At 55.2% G+C, this 22,357-nt stretch carries 21 protein-coding genes; 17 read left to right on the forward strand and 4 right to left on the reverse strand.

Going from position 1 to position 22,357, the window contains the following annotated elements:
- Window positions 1-2 precede the first annotated feature (2 nt).
- Genes N1249_RS04330 through N1249_RS04345 form a run of 4 tightly spaced genes read left to right on the forward strand, consistent with a single transcriptional unit; the run spans window position 3 to window position 4,969 of the window.
- Window positions 3-1,517, forward strand: coding sequence for an ABC transporter substrate-binding protein (locus N1249_RS04330; protein ID WP_259834859.1), 1,515 nt, complete (start codon window positions 3-5; stop codon window positions 1,515-1,517).
- A gap of 20 nt (window positions 1,518-1,537) precedes the next feature.
- Entirely contained in the window at window positions 1,538-2,479 is a 942-nt protein-coding gene (locus N1249_RS04335) for an ABC transporter permease (RefSeq protein ID WP_166717172.1), read from the forward strand.
- Window positions 2,480-2,482: 3 nt separating this feature from the next.
- Window positions 2,483-3,358, forward strand: a complete 876-nt coding sequence (locus N1249_RS04340; RefSeq protein ID WP_259834861.1) for an ABC transporter permease — start codon at window positions 2,483-2,485, stop codon at window positions 3,356-3,358.
- A 9-nt stretch (window positions 3,359-3,367) separates the two neighbouring features.
- Window positions 3,368-4,969 carry a gamma-glutamyltransferase family protein gene (locus tag N1249_RS04345; protein ID WP_259837988.1) on the forward strand — a complete coding sequence of 534 codons (1,602 nt, stop codon included), beginning with the start codon at window positions 3,368-3,370 and terminating at the stop codon, window positions 4,967-4,969.
- Window positions 4,970-5,053: 84 nt separating this feature from the next.
- Here the strand turns inward: N1249_RS04345 and N1249_RS04350 are convergent, their stop codons facing one another.
- Together N1249_RS04350 and fadE are read right to left on the reverse strand one after the other, a co-directional pair.
- On the reverse strand, window positions 5,054-5,824 hold the full coding sequence (locus N1249_RS04350) for an amidohydrolase (RefSeq protein WP_259834862.1): 771 nt from the start codon (window positions 5,822-5,824) through the stop codon (window positions 5,054-5,056).
- A 108-nt stretch (window positions 5,825-5,932) separates the two neighbouring features.
- Window positions 5,933-8,377, reverse strand: a complete 2,445-nt coding sequence (gene fadE, locus N1249_RS04355; protein ID WP_259834863.1) for an acyl-CoA dehydrogenase FadE — start codon at window positions 8,375-8,377, stop codon at window positions 5,933-5,935.
- Between the two features lie 239 nt (window positions 8,378-8,616).
- Here fadE and lpcA point away from each other — a divergent pair, with 239 nt between their 5' ends.
- Window positions 8,617-9,195 (forward strand): D-sedoheptulose 7-phosphate isomerase, encoded by a 579-nt coding sequence (lpcA, locus tag N1249_RS04360; RefSeq protein WP_047347358.1) that lies wholly within the window; start codon window positions 8,617-8,619, stop codon window positions 9,193-9,195.
- A gap of 53 nt (window positions 9,196-9,248) precedes the next feature.
- On the forward strand, window positions 9,249-10,016 hold the full coding sequence (locus N1249_RS04365) for a class II glutamine amidotransferase (protein ID WP_259834864.1): 768 nt from the start codon (window positions 9,249-9,251) through the stop codon (window positions 10,014-10,016).
- Here N1249_RS04365 and dpaA read toward each other — a convergent pair.
- Window positions 9,987-10,727: a peptidoglycan meso-diaminopimelic acid protein amidase gene (dpaA, locus tag N1249_RS04370; protein ID WP_259834865.1), complete on the reverse strand. Its 741-nt coding sequence runs from the start codon at window positions 10,725-10,727 to the stop codon at window positions 9,987-9,989. The two genes, N1249_RS04365 and dpaA, sit on opposite strands and share 30 nt — an antisense overlap.
- Window positions 10,728-11,027: 300 nt before the next feature.
- Between dpaA and N1249_RS04375 the strand changes: the two genes are divergently transcribed.
- The 8 genes from N1249_RS04375 to dinB all read left to right on the forward strand — a co-directional run bounded on the left by N1249_RS04375 (window position 11,028) and on the right by dinB (window position 18,238).
- Window positions 11,028-12,371, forward strand: a complete 1,344-nt coding sequence (locus tag N1249_RS04375; protein ID WP_259834866.1) for a Na(+)-translocating NADH-quinone reductase subunit A — start codon at window positions 11,028-11,030, stop codon at window positions 12,369-12,371.
- 3 nt (window positions 12,372-12,374) lie between these two features.
- Window positions 12,375-13,613 carry an NADH:ubiquinone reductase (Na(+)-transporting) subunit B gene (locus tag N1249_RS04380; RefSeq protein ID WP_257272852.1) on the forward strand — a complete coding sequence of 413 codons (1,239 nt, stop codon included), beginning with the start codon at window positions 12,375-12,377 and terminating at the stop codon, window positions 13,611-13,613.
- Window positions 13,606-14,400 (forward strand): Na(+)-translocating NADH-quinone reductase subunit C, encoded by a 795-nt coding sequence (locus N1249_RS04385; protein ID WP_259834869.1) that lies wholly within the window; start codon window positions 13,606-13,608, stop codon window positions 14,398-14,400. Before N1249_RS04380 ends, N1249_RS04385 begins: the two co-directional genes overlap by 8 nt.
- Window positions 14,393-15,031, forward strand: a complete 639-nt coding sequence (locus N1249_RS04390; protein ID WP_014069019.1) for an NADH:ubiquinone reductase (Na(+)-transporting) subunit D — start codon at window positions 14,393-14,395, stop codon at window positions 15,029-15,031. Before N1249_RS04385 ends, N1249_RS04390 begins: the two co-directional genes overlap by 8 nt.
- A gap of 6 nt (window positions 15,032-15,037) precedes the next feature.
- Window positions 15,038-15,634, forward strand: a complete 597-nt coding sequence (gene nqrE, locus N1249_RS04395; protein WP_014069020.1) for an NADH:ubiquinone reductase (Na(+)-transporting) subunit E — start codon at window positions 15,038-15,040, stop codon at window positions 15,632-15,634.
- Window positions 15,635-15,644: 10 nt separating this feature from the next.
- Entirely contained in the window at window positions 15,645-16,868 is a 1,224-nt protein-coding gene (nqrF, locus tag N1249_RS04400; protein WP_259834871.1) for an NADH:ubiquinone reductase (Na(+)-transporting) subunit F, read from the forward strand.
- A 2-nt stretch (window positions 16,869-16,870) separates the two neighbouring features.
- Window positions 16,871-17,071: a (Na+)-NQR maturation NqrM gene (gene nqrM / locus N1249_RS04405; RefSeq protein ID WP_259837990.1), complete on the forward strand. Its 201-nt coding sequence runs from the start codon at window positions 16,871-16,873 to the stop codon at window positions 17,069-17,071.
- Window positions 17,072-17,179: 108 nt separating this feature from the next.
- Window positions 17,180-18,238 carry a DNA polymerase IV gene (gene dinB, locus N1249_RS04410; RefSeq protein WP_259834873.1) on the forward strand — a complete coding sequence of 353 codons (1,059 nt, stop codon included), beginning with the start codon at window positions 17,180-17,182 and terminating at the stop codon, window positions 18,236-18,238.
- A gap of 76 nt (window positions 18,239-18,314) precedes the next feature.
- On the opposite strand, the gene pepD is transcribed toward dinB, so the two are convergent.
- On the reverse strand, window positions 18,315-19,772 hold the full coding sequence (pepD, locus tag N1249_RS04415) for a cytosol nonspecific dipeptidase (protein ID WP_259834875.1): 1,458 nt from the start codon (window positions 19,770-19,772) through the stop codon (window positions 18,315-18,317).
- Between the two features lie 260 nt (window positions 19,773-20,032).
- On the opposite strand from pepD, the gene gpt reads away from it, so the two are divergent.
- From gpt to crl, 3 genes are all read left to right on the forward strand, one after another.
- Complete coding sequence (gpt, locus tag N1249_RS04420) at window positions 20,033-20,491, forward strand: xanthine phosphoribosyltransferase (RefSeq protein WP_010427903.1); 459 nt, start codon at window positions 20,033-20,035, stop codon at window positions 20,489-20,491.
- Between the two features lie 106 nt (window positions 20,492-20,597).
- On the forward strand, window positions 20,598-21,842 hold the full coding sequence (gene frsA, locus N1249_RS04425) for an esterase FrsA (protein ID WP_259834877.1): 1,245 nt from the start codon (window positions 20,598-20,600) through the stop codon (window positions 21,840-21,842).
- Between the two features lie 57 nt (window positions 21,843-21,899).
- On the forward strand, window positions 21,900-22,301 hold the full coding sequence (gene crl, locus N1249_RS04430) for a sigma factor-binding protein Crl (RefSeq protein WP_166717180.1): 402 nt from the start codon (window positions 21,900-21,902) through the stop codon (window positions 22,299-22,301).
- The last annotated feature ends 56 nt before the right edge of the window (window positions 22,302-22,357 follow it).

The following is a 22,357-nucleotide window of genomic DNA, read 5'->3' on the forward strand; positions in this document are numbered from 1 at the left end:
TAATGACAATGCGTAATTCTCTTTTGACCGTACTGGGAAGTGTAATGTTGCTTGGCGCGGCGCTGCCCGCCCATTCAGAAAGTGTGCTGCGAATTGGTCTGGGGGCAGACCCGGACATGCTCGACCCGCATCTGGCGCGCACCTACTATGGCCGCTTTGTTTTTGCCTCATTGTGCGACAGGCTGGTGGACGTTGACGAGCACCTGAAAGTGGTACCAGGCCTGGCCAAGGACTGGGCCTGGAGTGACGACGGCAAAACTTTGACCATGAATCTTCGCGAAGGGGTGACCTTCCACGATGGTGAAAAATTCGATGCCGCCGCGGCGAAATATAACCTCGACCGCGCCCTGACCTTAAAAGGCTCCCTGCGTAAAAGCGAGATCTCTTCTGTTGAGTCGATTGACGTTACCGGCCCAATGCAAATCGCCTTGCATCTGAAAAACCCTGATGCCGCGCTGTTAATGCAGCTCACCGACCGTGCCGGCGCGATGATGGCGCCAGAAGCGGCGAAAAAACCGGATTTCGCTGCTCACCCGGTCTGTTCCGGCCCGTACAAATTCGAGAGTCGCGTGTCGCAGGACCGCATCGTGCTGACGCGTTTTGATAACTACTGGAATAAAGACGCTTACCACTTCGACAAGATTATCTATCTGCCGATCCCGGACGCCTCTGTACGCCTGGCCAACCTGCGTGCGGGCGATCTTGACCTGACCGAAGGCATTGCGGCAAGCGATGTTAAAACCGTGGAAGCCGACAGCAAGCTGGCGCTGGCGAAGGTCACCGGTCTGGGTTATCAGGGTATTACCTTCAACATTAATAACGGCAAAGTCCCGGCCAACGATCCGTTCAAGGATGCCCGCGTTCGCGAGGCGTTCTCACAGGCTATCGACCGTGATGCCATCAATCAGGTGGTGTTCGAAGGGCTGTACACGCCAGCCAACCAGGCGTTTTCACCGGTTAGCCCGTACCACGTCAACCTGCCGGTGCCACCGCGCGACGTCGATAAAGCGAAAGCGCTGCTGAAAGCGGCGGGCGTAACAACCCCCCTGACCGTAAACCTGCTGGTGCCAAACAACCCAACCTCTCAGCAGGTAGGGCAGGTGCTTCAGGCGATGGTGGCGGAGGCTGGCTTTAACCTCAATCTGCAAATGACCGAGTTCGCCACGTTGCTCGATCGCCAGCAAAGCGGTGATTATCAGCTGAGCTTCTCCGGCTGGTCTGGTCGCCCCGATCCTGATGGCAGCATCTTTGGCTTCATTAACAGCAAAGGCACCTTAAACGACGGCCGTTACAGCAATGCGCAGGTGGATGAATGGTTAACTCAGGCGCGTCTGAACACCGATCAGGCCGCCCGCCAGCCGCTGTACGACAAAGTGGTGAAGCAACTGCAAACCGACATGCCTATCGCTTACCTCTACTTTGAGCCGCGTATTTTTGGCCTGAACAAAAGCGTGCAGGGCTTTAAACCTTACCCGGACGGCATTGTGCGTCTTGCCGGTCTGACGCTGGCGAAATAAATAAGCCCTGAGGAGAAACCATGCTTGAACTGATTTGCAAACGTCTGCTGCTGGCCATCCCGACTCTGCTCCTGGTGAGCATGATGGTGTTCGGGCTGCAAAAGCTGCTGCCTGGCGACCCGCTGATCGCGATGGCCGGGGAGGAGCGCGATCCGGCGGTGATTGCGCAGCTGCGTGCTGAATTAAACCTCGATGCGCCGATTCCTGTGCAGTACTTCCACTGGCTGACGCGCGCGCTACAGGGCGATCTTGGTGTCTCTTTACGTACTCACGAACCGGTCACGCAGCTGATTGCCAGCAAACTGCCGGTGACGCTGGAGCTGTCGCTGCTGGCGATGATCATTGCGCTGGTATTTGGCATCGGGATGGGGATCCTGGCGGCGGTCAATAAAAACAGCTGGGTGGATCATGGCGCGAACTTTGTGGCGATCTCGGGGATCTCGATCCCGCACTTCTGGCTGGGGATCCTGCTGATTCTGGTGTTTTCGGTCAATCTGCAATGGCTGCCTGCCTCGGGGTTTGTGCCGTTCAGTGAAGATCCGCTCCAGAACCTGCGCACGCTGCTGTTACCGGCATCGGTTCTGGGGACGGGGCTGGCGGCCACGCTGATGCGTCATACCCGTGCGTCGATGATTGCCGTGCTGAAAGCGGATTACATCCGTACTGCCCGGGCAAAAGGGCTGCTGCCAAAAGCGGTGATTTTAAAGCACGCATTTCGCAATGCGCTGGTCCCGGTTATCACCCTCACCACGCTGCTGTTTGGCGAGCTGCTGGGTGGCGCGGTGCTGACCGAACAGGTCTTCACCATTCCGGGCTTCGGCAAGATGATCGTCGATTCGGTCTTTAACCGTGACTATGCCGTGGTGCAGGGCGTGGTGCTGATCGTGGCGATTGGTTTCCTGCTACTGAACCTGCTGGCCGACGTGCTGTATGTCCTTATCAACCCGAAAATGCGAGGTTAAATAATGGCGGAACTGACGACTCAAACCGTTGCGCCTGCGTTACCGCGCGCGCAGAACCGGGTGCTGAAAAAATTCCTCGCCAACAAAAGTGCGGTGATTGGTGCGGTGATTGTGGGCTTCTTCGTTTTGCTGGCGCTGCTCGCGCCCTGGATTGCCCCGTTTGACCCGGTCAAAGCTAACTTTCTGGCGGTGCGTAAAGCGCCTTCGGCCATGTACTGGTTTGGTACTGACGAACTGGGACGCGATATTCTGTCGCGCATTGTCTGGGGGGCGAGAACCTCGCTGATGGCAGGTTGCATGTCGGTGGTGATCGCCGTTGTCATCGGCGTGCCGCTGGGGCTGGTGGCGGGTTACTTCCAGAAAATGTGGGATGGTGTGATCTCGCGCGTTATCGAAGCGCTGCTGGCCTGTCCATTCCTGATCATGGCGATCGCGCTGGGTGCATTTTTAGGGCCAAGCCTGACCAACGCCATGATCGCCATCGGTCTTTCCGCGATGCCGATCTTCGCCCGTCTGACGCGTGGCCAGGTGATCGCCATTCGCAATGAAGAGTACATCGACGGTGCGAGGGCGATTGGCCTGCCGGATCGCTGGATCATTGTGAAATACGTCCTGCCTAACGTGATGTCACCGATTCTGGTGCAGGCCACGCTGGCGATAGCTTCGGCGATTATCGCTGAAGCCAGTCTCTCATTTTTAGGGCTCGGCCAGCAGCCGCCGAACCCGTCCTGGGGCTCGATGCTCAACACCGCGAAGGGGTTCCTTGAGCAGGCTCCGTGGATGTCCGTTTTCCCCGGTATCGCGATTTTCCTTGCGGTACAGGGCTTTAATTTACTCGGTGACGGGCTGCGCGATGCGCTCGATCCGCGCCACGACTAAGGAGTCATGATGACCAAAGCGCTTGATTTTACTTCCGGTTACGATTCACGACGCCCACCGATGATGGGCCACAATGCAGTGGCGACTTCGCAACCGCTGGCAGCGCAGGCGGGGATGCGGATGCTGCAACTTGGCGGTAACGCCGTTGACGCCGCGATTGCCACCGCGATGGCGCTGACGGTGGTTGAGCCCACCGGGAATGGTATTGGCAGTGATGCCTTCGCCATCGTCTGGGACGGGGAAAAGCTTCACGGTCTTAATGCATCTGGTCGTTCACCTGCCAGCTGGCACGCAGATATGTTTGCCGGGAAAACGGCGGTGCCGGAAATTGGCTGGGAGGCCGTGACCGTTCCGGGCGCGGTGTCGGGCTGGGTTGCACTGGCGGAACGTTTTGGCACATTGCCGCTCACTACGCTGGCTCAGCCCGCGATTGAGTATGCGCGTAACGGCTTCCCGGTGTCGCCGCTGATTGGTCATCTGTGGCAGCGTGGCTACAACAAGCTGAAAGATCAGCCGGGCTTTAGTGCCTGTTTCGCCCCTGAGGGACGAGCTCCGCGTATCGGCGAAATCTTCCGTAACCCGGCGCAGGCAGACTCGCTGGAGCTGATTGCCAAAACCAACGGCGAAGCGTTTTATCGCGGCGAGCTGGCGCAGAAAATTGTCGCCTTTGCTAAAGAGCATGGCGCACACCTTACGGCGGAGGATCTGGCAAACCATCGCGTAGACTGGGTTGAGCTGCTGTCGCGCGATTTTGCGGGTGGTTCGGTGCAGGAGCTGCCGCCAAACGGGCAGGGGATCGCCACGCTGATTGCCCTTGGCATTCTGGAGCAGTGCGGTATCGAAAAACATCACCCGGATTCCGTGCAGGCGCTGCATCTGTCGATTGAAGCCATGAAACTGGCGCTCGCCGATCTCGACCGCTACGTGGCGGATGAAGCGCATATGGAGTTCGCCGCGAAAGAGTTGCTGAGCGATGCCTACCTGAAAGCGCGTGCCGCGCTGATTGACCAGGATAAAGCCTCTGACTTCACCTACGGTTCGCCAACCCAAAGCGGGACGGTTTATCTCACCGCAGCGGATTCCAGCGGCATGATGATCTCTTTTATTCAGTCCAACTTTATGGGCTTTGGCTCTGGCGTGGTGGTTCCCGATACCGGGATCAGCCTGCAAAACCGTGGCTGCGGTTTTGTGCTCGACCCAAATCACCCGAACGCGCTGGCAGGCAACAAACGCCCGTTCCACACCATCATTCCGGGCTTTGCGATGGACGGGAACGGCAAGCCGCTGATGTCATTCGGCGTGATGGGCGGGCCAATGCAGGCGCAAGGGCACATGCAAATGGCGCTGCGCATTATGCTGCACGGGCAAAACCCGCAGGCGGCGATCGACGCGCCGCGCTGGCGCGTGGTGCAGGGCAGAGAGGTTATCGTTGAGTCGACGTTTGACCGCAATACCATTGCGGCGCTGCGCGAGCGCGGGCATCAGATTGTTGTGGAAGATCCACTTCAGGATTACAACTTCGGCGGTGCGCAGGTGATTTACCGTATGCCGGAAGGGCACTACGTGGCCGCGACGGAAAGCCGCAAAGACGGGCAGGCGCTGGTAAGTTAATTAACGCCCGGTGGCGCTGCGCTTACCGGGCCTACGCTGTGCTTTTTGTTGGTCGGGTAAGGCGTAGCCGCCACCCGGCTTTTTTCAGCCAATGCTAAATGGATCCGCATCCTGCCACGCAGGAAACTTCTCCCGATACTCCTTCAGCGCCGTCAATGACAGCTCGGCATCAATACGCGTTGCCTGATGCGGCTCGGCGGTGGCAATAATCTCGCCCTGTGGATTAATGACCCGGCTGTCGCCCCGGTAGTGATGCCCGTTGCCGTCAGTCCCTACACGGTTACAGCCCACCACATATGCCTGGTTTTCAATTGCGCGAGCCACCAGTAAAGACTGCCAGTGCAGGGAGCGCGGCGCGGGCCAGTTGGCGACATACAGCGCCAGATCATAATCATTGCGGTTACGCGACCAGACCGGGAAACGCAGGTCGTAGCAAACCAGCGGCAGAATACGCCAGCCGCGCCACTCAAACACCACGCGCTCGTTACCCGCTTCGTAGTGATGATGTTCATCTGCCATGCGGAACAGGTGGCGTTTGTCGTAAAAATGCACCTTGCCTTCCGGTTCGACCAGCAGGAAGCGGTTCACCGGCCCGCGTTCGGTTTGCAGCGCGGCACTGCCCGCAATCAGGGCGTTGGTTTGTTGTGCTTTGGCGTGCATCCAGGCCACCACGTCTTCTTGTGGCATTGACTGTTTTGCCGCTTCCATCGCGAAGCCGGTGGTGAACATCTCCGGCAGGACAATCACATCGCGCCCGGTAATACCTTCCAGTTGACGATCAAAGTGACGCAGGTTGGCAGGGCCATCCATCCACACTAAAGGTTGCTGCAAAATCGAAATCTTCAGACCAGGCACAATTCAGACTCCTCAAACGACCGCTTTTTGACACTGTAGCACGACACTACGAGAAAATGTGGCAATAAAAAACCCCGCACGCGGCGGGGTTTGTCAGTGCGAAACGGGTTATGCCGCTTCAGGTTTACGGTGCTTCTCCGGCAGCTTTACCGGCTGTGTTGCCAGCTCTTCCGGCTCGAAATCATCCACGTTGATACTGCGCAGACGGCTTTCTTCCGCTTTCACCAGGATTGCGGCTTCATCTTTATCGATGATACCGCCCGCAAGCGCCTGTTTTGCCAGCTCATCCAGACGGGTAAACGGCAGGTTTTTGCCCAGCTGTTTACAGATTTTCTGGTGAATCGGGTCGGCGGCCATCACATCCAGCAGCGCCTCTTCCAGCAGACCTACCGGGTTATGCTCGGTTGGCGCCAGATACTGACCACGGCCGATACGGGAGCGGGTTGCGCTCGGTACTTGCAGGATCTTCGCCACTTTATGATCCAGCTTGTCAGATGGTGCCAGGTGATGACGCCCGGTCGGGAAGATCACCACGCGCAGGGCACCAGCCACAAAGCGGTTCGGGAAGTTCGCCAGCAAATCGTCGATAGCCTGCTCAGCCTGATGCATAGCATCCTGTACACCCCAGTGTACCAGCGGCAGATCCGCTTCCTGACGGCCTTCGTCGTCATAACGTTTTAGCACAGCGGAGGCCAGGAACACCTGACTCAGCACATCACCCAGACGGGCAGAGATACGTTCACGACGCTTCAGGCTACCGCCCAGTACCGCCATAGAAACGTCAGACAGCAGGGCCAGGTTGGCACTCAGACGGTTCAGCTGCTGGTAATAGCGCTTAGTCGCATCACCGGTTGGCGTCGAGCTGGTGCGACCGTTGGTCAGACCCAGCCAGAAGCTGCGCATTTTGTTGCTGCCCACATGACCGATATGTTTGAACAGCAGCTTATCGAAGGCATCCACATCGTTATTCTGCGCGGCGGCCATCTCTTCCAGCACGTACGGATGGCAGCGAATCGCCCCCTGGCCGAAGATCATCATGCTGCGGGTCAGGATATTCGCCCCTTCAACGGTGATCGCGATAGGCGCACCCTGATAACCGCGGGCGAGGAAGTTACCTTCGCCGAGCATAATGCCTTTACCGCCCGCGATATCCATTGCATCGATGATTGACTGCTGGGCACGGTGGGTACAGTGATACTTCACAATCGCTGACAGCACCGCCGGTTTTTCGCCCAGCATAATGCCGTAGGTAATTAACGATGCTGCGGCATCCATCACGTAGGCGTTACCCGCGATACGCGCCAGCGGCTCTTCGATACCTTCCATCTTGCCGATAGAGATTTTGAACTGACGGCGGATATGCGCGTAAGCACCAATCCCCATCGCCACAGACTTCAGACCACCGGTTGAGTTCGACGGCAGGGTAATACCGCGACCCACCGACAGACATTCCACCAGCATACGCCAGCCCTGACCGGCCATTTTTGGGCCGCCGATGATGTAATCAATCGGTACAAAGATATCCTGACCGCGGGTCGGGCCGTTCTGGAACGGCACGTTCAGCGGGAAGTGACGACGACCAATTTCAACGCCCGGGGTAGAGGTTGGGATCAGCGCACAGGTAATGCCCAGATCTTCTTCACCACCCAGCAGTTTTTCCGGGTCGGAAAGTTTAAAGGCCAGGCCCAGCACGGTGGCGATAGGTGCCAGCGTGATGTAGCGCTTGTTCCAGGTCAGGCGCATCCCGAGCACCTGCTCACCCTGCCATTCACCCATGCAGACCACACCGGTATCCGGGATAGCGCCCGCATCGGAACCCGCTTCCGGGCTGGTCAGCGCGAAACATGGAATTTCCAGACCCCGTGCCAGACGCGGCAGGTAGTGATCTTTCTGCTCTTCTGTTCCGTAATGTTGCAGCAATTCGCCCGGGCCTAAAGAGTTCGGTACGCCGACGGTGATCGCCAGGATCCCGGAGACACCGGCCAGTTTTTGCAGGACGCGAGCCTGGGCGTAGGCAGAGAATTCCAGGCCGCCGTACTCTTTCTTAATGATCATCGCGAAGAAGCGATGTTCTTTCAGATACGCCCACAGCTCTGGCGGCAGGTCGGCCATTTCGTGAGTGATCGCAAAATCGTTCGCCATGCGGCACGCTTCTTCCACCGGGCCATCGATAAAGGCCTGTTCTTCAGCGGTCAGTCGCGGCTGCGGATAGTTGTGCAGCTTTTTCCAGTCCGGGTTGCCCTTGAACAGGTCGCCTTCCCACCAGGTGGTGCCCGCATCAATCGCCTCTTTCTCAGTACGCGACATCGGCGGCATTACTTTACGAAAGCCCTTGAACACCGGTGCGGAGATCATCGACTTACGCATCGGGGTAAAGTTAAACGGCAACAGGATGATTGCCAGAGGAACCAAAAGCCAGATATTCCAGAGACCTGCGACGCCAAGCGCAGCCGTCCAGGCCAGTAAAATCAGGCTGCTCAGAAATAAACTGACACGGTGATAGAACAGCACACCGAGCAGAACAACAGTTGCGAGAATGCTCAAAATCATCATAAAGAAAAGCTCCCTTGCTTGTAGGAGGTCTGACCACTTGTGATGATATGGTTGTAGTGGATGTTATTTCTTTTAGCAATGTGTTCACAAAATAATTACAACCTGGTTCACATTGTTCATGTTTTAGCAGGCACGAAAAATCAAAACGCCGGACGATTCGCATGGCTTTAGCTTCTCGCTTTTATCGCTATCCGGTACACTCCACTGTGTTATTTCATCAATACTGAAGGATTATCCTCATGTACCAGGATCTTATTCGTAACGAACTGAACGAAGCGGCGGAAACGCTGGCCAACTTTCTGAAAGATGATGCCAATATTCACGCTATTCAGCGCGCGGCGGTCCTGCTGGCCGACAGTTTCAAAGCCGGTGGCAAAGTGCTCTCCTGTGGTAACGGCGGTTCCCACTGTGATGCGATGCACTTTGCAGAAGAGCTGACGGGCCGCTATCGCGAAAACCGTCCGGGCTACCCGGCGATTGCGATTTCCGACGTGAGCCACATCTCCTGTGTAGGCAACGACTTTGGTTACGATTACATCTTCTCCCGCTACGTTGAAGCGGTCGGTCGTGAAGGTGACGTTCTGCTGGGGATCTCCACCTCCGGCAACTCCGGAAACGTGATCAAAGCGATCGCTGCCGCGCGTGAAAAAGGGATGAAAGTCATCACCCTGACCGGCAAAGATGGCGGTAAGATGGACGGTAGCGCGGACGTTGAAATCCGTGTTCCGCACTTCGGGTATGCTGACCGTATTCAGGAAATTCACATCAAAGTGATCCACATCCTGATCCAGCTGATCGAAAAAGAGATGGTTAAGTAAGGCTTCGCTGGGGGGCACCGGTGCCCCCCGCAGTTGTGGAGTGGAGGTGATCTATGTGCGAACTGCTCGGGATGAGCGCCAATGTGCCAACCGATATCTGCTTTAGTTTCACCGGGCTGGTTCAGCGCGGTGGGGGAACCGGGCCGCATAAAGACGGCTGGGGCATTACCTTCTACGAAGGCAAAGGCTGTCGCACGTTCAAGGATCCACAGCCCAGCTTTAATTCACCGATTGCCAAACTGGTGCAGGACTATCCGATAAAGTCTTGCTCTGTTATCGCGCATATTCGCCAGGCGAATCGCGGTGAAGTGGCGCTGGAAAATACCCATCCCTTTACCCGTGAACTGTGGGGCCGCAACTGGACTTACGCGCACAACGGGCAGCTTTCTGGTTATAAATCGCTGGAAACTGGTAACTTCCGCCCGGTCGGGGAAACCGACAGTGAAAAAGCCTTCTGCTGGCTGCTGCACAAGCTGACCGAGCGTTATCCGCGTACCCCAGGCAATATGAGCGCCGTGTTTAAGTACATTGCATCACTGGCAGAAGAGCTGCGTGAGAAGGGCGTCTTCAACATGCTGTTGTCTGACGGGCGCTATGTGATGGCGTTTTGCTCGACGAATTTGTACTGGATCACCCGCCGTGCGCCATTCGGCGTGGCCAAGCTGCTCGATCAGGATGTGGAAATAGACTTTCAGACGGAAACCACACCAAACGATGTGGTCACCGTAATTGCAACGCAGCCGCTGACGGGCAACGAAACCTGGCAAAAGATTATGCCAGGCGAGTGGGTGCTATTTTGCCTCGGGAACCGAGTAGTTTGACGCCAGTTGTGGCTGGACGACTTCGTGGCTCAGAGGTTTACTGACCACATAGCGGCCATCCACAACCGAAACGACAGGCGGCTTATGCGTCTGCTCGAAGTAGTCGTATCCAGGTTTCAGCTGTTTCCAGAAATCTGCATAGTAAGAGTACTTGTGGCGCACCATGTTGGCATCGGTCATGCGGAATGGATAGATGCTGACCTGAACGCTTGACTGACCAAAGACTAACGCGCCCGTGACAAACTGGAAAATCTCATCAATGCCGGTATCGGTCATCGCATAACAGCCGATAGACACGCACGCACCGTGGATCATCAGGTATTTACCTTCATAACCGTGAGCACGGTCATAGGCATTCGGGAAGCCGATATTAATGGCTTTATAGAAGCGGCTGTCAGGTTTTAACTGGCTACGCTGAACGTTGTAAAACCCTTCCGGGCTTTTAAAATCGCCCTGACGCTGTTTTGGCCCCAGACCACCGGAGTAGTTACAAATCTTGTAACTGTCGAGCAGCTGGTATGTCTCACCCATTTTCACAAACAGGTCGAGTGTGCGTTCTTCCTTGAAGATTTGAATATAAACCGGTGATCCCATTAACTGCTGTTTATATTCTTTGCTGATCGGCGTGGTGGAGCTGTTGCTGCTGAGCAGCCCGGCAAATGACACGCACGGAATCAGAAGCATCGCAATGAACAATGCGATTTTACGCATACTACTAGTTCCTTGATAAAACTAAGACCAAATTGCCAGGACGGCAAAAGAAACCCGAAATCAGATTATTCTGGACAGGAGCGCTCACATTAGCACCGCTGTAGTTTTTCGCAAGCGTGAACGAGCGAGTTTACAAAATAGTTTTACCTTATAACCCATCCTGGCCGCGCTGGCGTTAGGAACTTTGCGCAATAGCTCGCATTTTGGCACGCCCGGCGGCAGTTCCGCTGCCCCAGAAAGGGGGAAAAATGGTACACTTCGCCCCCTCTGGATTGTTGTTCATGGATACTTGCTAACCACATGTTTAGAATCAGAAAAGGACTTGATCTCCCGATCGCTGGCGTGCCAGAACAGCACGTTTCGCAAGCCTCTGACATTCGCCATGTCGCCATTTTGGGTGCAGATTACGTCGGAATGCGCCCCTCCATGCTGGTGCAGGAAGGGGAACGGGTCATCAAAGGACAGGCGCTCTTCGAAGATAAAAAAAATCCGGGCGTGATGTTCACTGCACCAGCCAGCGGCACCGTTGTGGCAATCAACCGTGGCGAACGCCGTGTATTGCAGTCGGTTGTTATCCGTATTGGAGGTAACGAACAGCGTGAGTTTGCACGGTTTGACGTCGCCGAACTCGCCACCCTGAAGCGTGAAGTTGTGCAGACGCAACTGCTGGAATCCGGCCTGTGGACGGCATTTCGCACGCGGCCGTTCAGCAAATCCCCGGTGCCCGGCTCTGTTCCGGCCGCCATCTTCGTTACGGCTATCGATACCAACCCGCTTAGTGCAGACCCGCAGCCTCTTATCTTTGCGCAGCGTAAAGCGTTTGATGCCGGGCTTACTCTGCTGATGCGGCTGACGGCCGGGAAAGTCCACGTTTGCCAGGCATCGGGAGGTAAACTTGGCGGCCATCCGCAAGGGCAGGTCACCTTTAACGAATTTGCCGGCCCGCATCCGGCAGGCCTTGCTGGAACGCACATTCATTTTCTTGAACCCGTCAGCCTGACGAAGCAGGTCTGGCACCTTAATTATCAGGATGTGATTGCTATCGGTAAGCTCTTTACTGAGGGTGAGTTGTGTTCTGAACGGGTGATCGCTATCGGTGGGCCACAGGCTGTGAATCCACGCCTGGTGCGCACGCTGCTGGGGGCGGATATTTCTGAACTGATGTTGGGTGAAACAAAAGAGGGTGAAAACCGTCTGATCTCCGGCTCGGTGCTCAGCGGCAGGCAGGCCACCGGCGCGCAGGCATTTTTGGGGCGTTTTCACTTGCAGGTCAGCATTGTGCAGGAAGGGCGCGAGAAAGAACTGTTTGGCTGGGTGCTACCCGGCGCGGATAAATTCTCCGTCACCCGCACCACGCTTGGGCACTTCCTGCGCCACAAGCTCTTTAACTTCTCAACCAGCACCCACGGCGGTGAGCGCGCAATGGTTCCGATTGGCAACTACGAGCGCGTGATGCCGCTCGATATCCTTCCAACCCTGTTGCTACGCGATCTGCTGGCCGGGGACAGCGACAGCGCACAGGCGCTTGGTTGCCTGGAGCTGGATGAAGAAGACCTGGCGCTCTGTACTTACGTTTGCCCGGGGAAATACGAATACGGACCCGTATTGCGCGAGGTGTTAACCCGCATTGAGCAGGAAGGATAACTGATGGGCTTAAAACACCTCTTCGAAAAAATGGAGCCGCACTTCTTACAGGGCGGCAAGCTGGAAAAGTACTACCCGCTGTTTGAAGCTACCGCGACGGTTTTCTACACGCCGGGCCTGGTCACGAAAGGGGCTACGCACGTTCGTGATGCCATTGATCTTAAAAGGATGATGATCCTGGTCTGGCTCGCCGTTTTTCCGGCCATGTTCTGGGGCATGTACAACGTTGGGTTGCAAACCATCCCGGCCCTGCATCATCTGTATGATGCGCCGCAGCTGGCACAGGTTATTCAGTCAGACTGGCATTACCGTCTTGCTCAGATGCTGGGCGTAAGCTTTGCCGCGGATGCTGGCTGGATAAGCATGATGACGCTGGGGGCGGTTTTCTTCCTGCCGATTTACCTCACGGTCTTTATCGTCGGCGGGTTCTGGGAAGTCCTGTTCGCCATTATTCGCAAACATGAAATCAACGAAGGTTTCTTTGTCACCTCTATTCTGTTTGCCCTGATTGTGCCGCCAACCTTACCTCTGTGGCAGGCTGCGCTTGGCATCAGCTTCGGGGTGGTGATTGCAAAAGAGATCTTTGGCGGAACCGGGCGCAACTTCCTGAACCCGGCACTGGCGGGGCGTGCATTCCTGTTTTTTGCCTATCCGGCACAAATCTCTGGCGATCTGGTCTGGACGGCAGCAGATGGCTTTTCCGGAGCGACTCCGCTTTCTCAGTGGGCGGCTCACGGCGGTGAAACGCTGGTGAATAACGCCACGGGGCAACCCGTCACCTGGTTTGATGCCTTTATTGGCAATCTCCCGGGGTCGATTGGTGAAGTCTCTACGCTGATGATTTTGCTCGGCGGGGCCATCATTCTGTTCGGGCGAGTGGCCTCCTGGCGCATTGTCGCGGGTGTGATGCTGGGTATGGTGCTCACCGCCACGCTGTTTAATGTTATCGGCTCTGCCACCAACCCTATGTTCTCTATGCCCTGGTACTGGCATCTGGTTCTGGGAGGCTTTGCTTTTGGCATGATGTTTATGGCAACTGACCCTGTTTCGGCCTCATTCACCGACAAAGGGAAATGGTGCTACGGCGCGCTTATCGGCGTGATGTGTGTATTGATTCGCGTGGTCAACCCGGCGTATCCGGAAGGGATGATGTTGGCCATTTTGTTTGCCAACTTGTTTGCGCCGCTATTCGATTATCTGGTGGTACGCGCCAACATTAAGCGGAGGAAGGCGCGTGGCTGATATCAAAAATAACGACAGCACCGGCAAAACGCTGCTGGTGGTGCTGGTGCTCTGTCTGGTGTGTTCCATTGTGGTGGCGGGCTCTGCCGTGGGGTTAAAACCGCTTCAGCAGGAGCAGCGCGCGCTGGATAAACAGCGCAATATCCTGGCGGTCGCCGGGCTTATGCAGGACGGGATGAGCGCTGATGACGTGGCAAAAATCTTTGCTGAACGCATTTCGTCCCGGCTGGTGGATCTCAAAACAGGTGAGCTGCTGGACAGCGACCCAGCCAAATTTAATCAGGCACAGGCACTGAAAGACCCGCAGATGAGCATAGCGCTGGAGGCATCGCAAGATCCGGCCGGTATTAAGCGACGCAGCAATCTTGCGGAGATCTATCTGGTACGCGACGAGCAAAAACGCGTGCAGGAGATGGTGCTGCCGATTTACGGCAACGGCCTGTGGTCGATGATGTATGCCTTTGTTGCCTTAGAGACGGACGGCCGTACGGTGAAAGGCATTACCTATTATGACCAGGGCGAAACGCCGGGGCTCGGCGGTGAAATCGAGAACCCTAACTGGCGGGCGCAGTTTATCGGTAAAAAGGTGCTCGACGATAACGGATTACCCGCGCTGAAAGTGATGAAAGGCGCGGCGCGTCCAGGTGACGAGTTCGCTGTGGACGGGCTTTCCGGAGCAACACTCACGTCCAACGGCGTACAGCACAGTTTTGACTTCTGGATGGGTGAGCTGGGGTTTGGCCCCTTCCTGAAAAATGTACGTGAAGGAGCGCTGAACAATGGCTGATGCGGGTGAATTGAAAGAAGTGAAAAAGGTACTCATTGGCCCGCTTTTAGCCAATAACCCGATTACGTTGCAGGTGCTTGGCGTCTGTTCAGCACTGGCGGTAACCACCAAACTGGAAACCGCGCTGGTGATGACCGTCGCGGTGACGCTGGTTACTGCATTTTCCAGCATGTTTATCTCCATGATCCGCCACCATATTCCGAACAGCGTGAGGATCATCGTGCAGATGGCGATCATCGCGTCACTGGTGATCGTCGTCGATCAGCTGTTGCGCGCTTTTGCCTATGAAACCTCAAAACAGCTCTCGGTATTTGTTGGCCTGATTATCACCAACTGCATTGTGATGGGGCGCGCGGAAGCCTACGCCATGAAGATGCCGCCGCTGGCGAGCTTTATGGATGGTATCGGCAACGGCCTGGGTTATGGGGTCATCCTCCTGACGGTCGGTTTCCTGCGTGAGTTAATCGGTAGCGGCAAGCTGTTCGGTATCACGGTGCTGGACACGGTGCAAAATGGCGGCTGGTATCTGCCAAACGGGCTGTTCCTGCTGGCCCCAAGCGCATTTTTCATTATCGGTTTGCTGATCTGGCTAATTCGTACGTTGAAGCCAGAACAGCAGGAAAAGGAGTAACCGACAATGGCTCATTACCTGAGTTTGTTTGTGCGTGCGGTGTTTGTTGAAAACATGGCGCTCGCGTTTTTCCTCGGCATGTGTACGTTCCTCGCGGTGTCCAAAAAGGTGTCGACGGCCTTTGGTCTGGGTGTGGCGGTCACTGTGGTACTCGGATTATCTGTACCGATTAATAATCTGGTGTACAACTTTGTCCTGCGTGATGGCGCACTGGTTGAGGGGGTCGATCTGAGCTTCCTTAACTTCATCACCTTTATTGGTGTGATTGCGGCACTGGTACAAATACTCGAGATGATCCTCGATAAATACTTCCCGTCGCTTTATAACGCGCTGGGGATCTTCCTGCCGCTGATCGCGGTGAACTGCGCCATCTTCGGTGGCGTGTCGTTTATGGTCCAGCGTGATTACAACTTCAGTGAATCCATCGTTTACGGCTTTGGTTCCGGTATTGGCTGGATGCTGGCGATTGTCACCATGGCGGGGATCCGCGAAAAAATGAAATATGCCAACGTACCCGCAGGATTGCGTGGCTTAGGGATCACCTTTATCACCACCGGGCTGATGGCGCTGGGCTTTATGTCCTTCTCCGGCGTGCAGCTCTGAGGGCTTCGATATGGAAATTATTCTTGGCGTGGTGATGTTCACGCTTATTGTACTGGTGCTGTCTGGGCTGATTCTGGCTGCGCGCTCTAAGCTGGTGAACGCCGGGGACGTCATTATTGATATTAATGATGAGCCGCAGAACCAGATCCGCACTCCGGCGGGTGACAAGCTGCTTAACACGCTTTCGGGGAACGGGATATTTGTCTCCTCGGCCTGTGGCGGCGGTGGCTCCTGTGGGCAATGCCGTGTGACGGTGAAAGAGGGCGGCGGTGACATCCTGCCAACTGAACTGGCGCATATCACAAAGCGTGAGGCGAAAGAGGGCTGCCGCCTGGCCTGCCAGGTTGCGGTGCGCCAGAACATGAAAATTGAGCTGCCGGAAGAGATTTTCGGCGTCAAAAAATGGGAGTGCGAGGTTATCTCTAACGATAACAAAGCCACTTTCATTAAAGAGCTGAAACTGCGCGTGCCGGATGAGGAAGATGTGCCCTTCCGTGCAGGCGGGTATATCCAGATTGAGTGCCCGGCGCACACCGTTGCTTACGCCGATTTCGACGTGCCGGACGAATACCGCGCCGACTGGGATAAATTCAATCTTTTCCGCTTTGTATCTGAGGTCAACGAGCCGACGTTGCGCGCCTACTCTATGGCGAACTACCCGGAAGAGAAGGGCATCATCATGCTCAACGTGCGTATTGCTACGCCACCACCGTCTGTGCCGGATGCACCGCCGGGCGTGATGTCGTCTTACATCTGGTCACTGAAAGCGGGCGATAAAGTCACTATTTCCGGTCCGTTTGGCGAATTCTTTGCTAAAGAGACGGATGCTGAAATGGTGTTTATCGGCGGTGGCGCTGGGATGGCGCCGATGCGTTCGCACATTTTCGACCAGCTTAAACGGCTCGGCAGTCAGCGAAAAATTAGCTTCTGGTACGGGGCCCGCTCGCTGCGCGAAATGTTCTATGACGACGAGTTTGAACAGCTGGCACGTGAAAACCCTAACTTTACCTTCCACGTGGCGCTGTCTGATCCGCAGCCGGAAGATAACTGGAAAGGCTACACCGGCTTCATCCACAACGTTCTCTATGAGCACTACCTGAAGCAGCACGTTGCACCGGAAGATTGTGAGTTCTACATGTGTGGTCCGCCAATGATGAACGCGGCAGTTATTAAGATGCTCAAAGATCTGGGTGTGGAAGATGAGAACATCATGCTGGATGACTTTGGAGGCTGATGATGTTGACGTTTCTGGCAACTTTTTTGGTGTTTGTGCTGGTGGTGCTTGGCATGTCGCTGGGCTGGATAATTAAGCGCAAAAGCATTCAGGGCAGTTGCGGCGGCATCTCTTCTCTGGGGATGGAAAAAGTCTGCGATTGCCCGGAGCCGTGCGACGCGCGGAAAAAACGGATGGCCCGCGAACAGCAACGCATTATTTAAGTTTTTGTCGGCCGGGTATGGCAAAGCTGCCACCCGGCGTTCTTATATCCACTTCTCAATCCTTACGATTTTACTGTATACTTATCCAGTGATCAGTGAGGGCTTACTATGCGCAAAATAATCCATGTGGATATGGACTGTTTTTTTGCCGCAGTGGAGATGCGTGACAACCCGGCGCTGCGGGATATCCCTATCGCCATTGGCGGGAGCCGCGTCCAGCGCGGAGTGATCAGCACCGCCAATTATCCTGCGCGCAAATTCGGCGTACGCAGCGCTATGCCTACGGCGATGGCGCTGAAACTCTGCCCACATCTCACTCTTCTGCCCGGGCGGTTTGAGGCCTACAAAGAAGCCTCCGTTCATATTCGGGAAATCTTCTCTCGTTACACGTCGCTGATTGAGCCGCTATCGCTGGATGAGGCCTATCTGGATGTCACTGACAGCGTCCACTGCCACGGATCCGCCACGCTGATGGCGCAGGAGATCCGCCAGACTATTGCCCTTGAACTGAACTTAACGGCATCGGCAGGCGTTGCGCCGGTGAAGTTCCTCGCAAAAATCGCCTCAGATTTGAATAAACCAAACGGCCAGTACGTCATCACCCCGGATGACGTTCCGGCCTTTTTAAAAACATTGCCGCTTGGAAAAATACCCGGTGTCGGGAAAGTCTCCGCCGCGAAGCTGGAAAGTATGGGGCTGCGCACCTGCGAAGATGTACAGCGAAGCGATCTCGCCATGCTGCTTAAGCGTTTCGGGAAGTTTGGCCGCGTCCTGTGGGAGCGCAGTCAGGGCATTGACGAGCGAAGCGTGAATAACGAGCGGCTGCGTAAATCCGTTGGCGTGGAACGGACGCTGATTGAAGATATTCATGACTGGGCTGAATGCGAGGCCATTATCACCGGGCAACTTTACCCGGAGCTGGAGCGGCGCCTGGCGAAGGTGAAACCAGACCTGCTGATTGCCCGCCAGGGGATCAAACTCAAGTTTAATGATTTTCAGCAAACCACCCAGGAGCACGTCTGGCCGCGCCTGAATAAAGACGATCTTATTGCAACGGCAAAAAAAGCCTGGGAAGAACGACGGGGTGGAAGAGGGGTTCGGCTGGTGGGATTACACGTCACGCTGCTGGATCCGCAGCTGGAACGACAGCTGGTATTGGGATTATAAAAAAGCCCGGTGCGCTACGCTTACCGGGCCTACGTTTTTCACCCTCTCCCTGTGGGAGAGGGCTGGGGTGAGGGTATTACTTAGCAGGGATCGCTTTCAGCAGTTCAGTCAGCAGGGTCCAGTAGTGGCCCACGCTTTCGATATGAACCTGCTCGTCCGGGGAGTGTGGCCCGGTGATGGTTGGCCCGATAGACACCATATCCATGTCCGGATACGGTTTTTTGAACAGACCACATTCCAGACCTGCGTGGATCACCTGAATGTTCGGGGTGCTGTTGAACAGACGCTGGTAAGTTTCACGCACCAGAGCCATTACCGGTGAGCTTGCATCCGGCTGCCAGCCTGGGTAGCTACCTTTAGCGGATGTTGTCGCGCCAGCCAGTTCGCCCAGAGATTCCAGCATACTGACAACGTACTCTTTACCGCTGTCGATAAGTGAACGGATCAGGCAGATGATTTCTGCGCTGTCATCGCTCATGGTCACGACGCCCACGTTCAGAGAGGTTTCCACAACGCCTTTTGCGACGTCAGAGTTGCGAATAACACCGTTTGGCGTGGCATTCAGCAGCTGAATAAAGCTGTCGCGAGACTGTGCAGTCAGAGCGGCTTTATCTGTCGATACCGATTCCAGAACCACAGTCAGGTTTTTCTCTTTAGCAGACAGCTCGTTTTTCAGGATATCCAGATAAACGCTGGAGAGCTTTTTCAGCTCGTCTGCTTTTGCCGCTGGCACTGCAACGGTAGTAAATGCTTCACGCGGGATTGCGTTACGCAGCGTACCGCCGTTGAAATCAACCAGACGCAGGTCCAGCTCAGCCGCGTGGCCAGCCAGGAAACGCGCCAGCAGTTTGTTGGCGTTACCCAGACCTAAGTGAATATCGCCACCAGAGTGACCCCCTTTCAGGCCTTTCAGCGTCAGTTTGAAGGTCTGGAAACCAGCAGGAATCGCTTCACGGGACAGCGGCAGCGTGGAGATAAAATCAATCCCGCCTGCGCAACCCATGTAGATCTCGCCTTCTTCTTCGGAGTCGGTGTTGATCAGGATATCCGCTTGCAGCCAGTTAGCTTGCAGGCCGAAAGCACCGTCCATACCGGCTTCTTCGGTCATGGTCAGCAGCACTTCCAGTGGACCGTGCTCAACGCTGTCGTCTGCCAGCACAGCCAGGGCAGATGCCATACCAATACCGTTATCCGCGCCAAGCGTAGTACCGCGCGCTTTAACCCAGTCGCCGTCGATGTATGGCTGGATAGGATCTTTAGTGAAGTCGTGAACGGTATCGTTGTTTTTCTGTGGAACCATGTCCAGGTGCGCTTGCAGCACAACCGGTTTACGGTTTTCCATGCCTGCGGTTGCGGCTTTGCGGATCAGAATGTTGCCAACCTGGTCACGTTCGGTGTGCAGACCTTTTTCTTTCGCCCAGCCAATAATATGTTCGGCAAGCTGTTCTTCATGGTAGGACGGGTGTGGAATGGAACAGATTTTGGCAAAAATATCCCACAGCGGCTGTGGAGATAATTGAGACAGTTCAGACACGATAAGTCTCCTTGTCGATGCTCTGCAAACATTGATGCAGGTCACAGGGTTAGCAGGTTAATAGTTACCACAAGTCAGGCTTGCGAGATGCAACTGAGAATACCACTTTCTCTGGTTGCTGGTAGCATAAAGCATGTAAAAACTCGGGCTCAGGGCGCTAAACACTGGTTTTTAGTGCGTCAGATCTCTATAATCTCGCGCAACCTATTTCCCCCTTGAACACTTTTTAAGCCGTATACAAACAGGCTGGGACACTTCACATGAGCGAAAAATACGTCGTCACCTGGGACATGTTGCAGATTCACGCACGCAAACTGGCTGCGCGTCTGATGCCTTCCGAGCAGTGGAAAGGCATTATTGCCGTTAGCCGTGGTGGTCTGGTGCCGGGCGCACTGCTGGCACGTGAGCTGGGTATTCGTCATGTCGATACCGTATGTATCTCCAGCTATGATCACGACAACCAGCGTGAACTGACCGTGCTGAAACGCGCCGAAGGCGACGGTGAAGGCTTCATCGTTATTGACGATCTGGTCGATACCGGCGGTACTGCGGTTGCGATCCGCGAAATGTACCCTAAAGCACACTTCGTCACTATCTTCGCGAAACCTGCTGGCCGTCCGCTGGTGGATGATTACGTGATTGATATCCCTCAGGATACCTGGATTGAGCAACCGTGGGATATGGGTGTGGTCTTCGTTCCACCTATCTCTGGTCGTTAATTCCTGCGCGAAATTATTTTAACGCCCGGTGATGCCGGGCGTTGTTTTTTTTAGCTTGTGGCGAGTTACAATAGTCTCTATACGATGTATTCATGGAGGCAATGCAATGACGCAGGCAAACCTTAGCGAAACGCTATTCAAACCCCGCTTTAAACACCCTGAAACGTCGACGCTGGTGCGCCGGTTTAACCAGGGCGCTATGCCTTCAGTACAGTCTGCATTAGACGGCAAAAATGTACCTCACTGGTATCGAATGATTAATCGCCTGATGTGGATCTGGCGCGGAATCGATCCCCGCGAAATCCTCGACGTGCAGGCGCGTATCGTAATGAGCGACGCCGAACGCACTGACAGCGAACTCTACGACACCGTGGTCGGTTATCGTGGCGGAAACTGGATTTACGAATGGGCTAAACAGGCGATGCTCTGGCAACAGAAGGCCAGCCAGGAAGAGGATGCCACTCTGAGCGGCCAGCACTGGCTCCATGCTGCCAACCTCTACAGCATTGCTGCTTACCCCCATCTGAAAGGCGACGAACTGGCCGAGCAAGCGCAGGCGCTCGCAAACCGTGCTTATGAAGAAGCCGCCCAGCGTTTGCCGGGCCGGATGCGTGAACTGGAGTTCACTATCCCGGGAGGCACCCCTGTGACCGGGTTCCTGCATATGCCTGATGGCGAAGGTCCCTTCCCGGTCGTATTAATGTGCGGTGGTCTGGATTCACTCCAGACTGACTACTACAGCCTTTTTGAGCGCTACTTTGCACCAAAAGGGATCGCGATGTTAACGCTTGATATGCCGTCTATTGGCTTCTCCTCTAAATGGAAACTGACCCAGGATTCGAGCTTGTTGCACCAGCACGCGTTAAAAGCGCTGGAAAATATCCCGTGGGTTGACCACACCAGAGTGGCCGCTTTCGGTTTTCGTTTTGGCGCGAACGTCGCGGTGCGTCTGGCTTATCTTGAATCTTCCCGTCTTAAAGCTGTTGCCTGTCTTGGCCCGGTGGTTCATGCGCTTTTAAGTGAGCCTGCTCGCCAGGGGAGCGTACCGGAAATGTATCTGGACGTACTGGCAAGCCGACTTGGTATGCATGATGCATCTGACGAAGCGCTGCGCGTTGAACTGAATCGTTACTCATTAAAAATGCAGGGCTTGCTGGGACGGCGTTGTCCTACGCCGATGCTGTCCGGTTTCTGGAAAAACGATCCGTTCAGCCCGGAAGAAGAGTCGCGCTTAATCACATCGTCATCTGCGGATGGCAAACTGCTTGAGGTGCCGTTCAGCCCGGTGTATCAGAATTTTGACAAAGCGCTAAAAGAGATTACGCGCTGGATCACGCAGAGATTGTGTTAATAGATTGCTAAATTTTGATGGTTTGGTAAAACAGTGGCTTCACAAAAGGAGATCGCAATGACGTTACCGAGTGGACACCCGAAAAGTAGACTGATTAAGAAGTTCATGGCTCTTGGCCCGTATATTCGAGAAGAGCAGTGTGAAGAGAATCGCTTTTTTTTCGACTGCCTGGCTGTATGCGTCAATGTGAAGCCTGCACCCGAAAAACGTGAGTTCTGGGGCTGGTGGATGGAAATGGAAGCCGAGGAAAAACGTTTCACTTACAGCTATCAGTTTGGTCTGTTTAATAAAGACGGTAACTGGCAAGCAGCGCCGATCAAAGATCAGGAAGTGATCGATCGCCTGGAGTACACCCTGAAAGAGTACCTCGGCAAGGCAAGCGCATTGCTGGCGACGCTGGATCTGAAGCTTGAACCCGCGGATGATTTTTCCAGCGAAGCGGTGAAGCTAACGGCTTGATGATGAAACAGTGCCGGGTGGCGGCTTCGCCTTACCCGGCCTCGTAGGCCCGGTAA

Source organism: Enterobacter sp. CP102 (genome assembly GCF_025152625.1).
Lineage (GTDB): Bacteria > Pseudomonadota > Gammaproteobacteria > Enterobacterales > Enterobacteriaceae > Enterobacter > Enterobacter soli.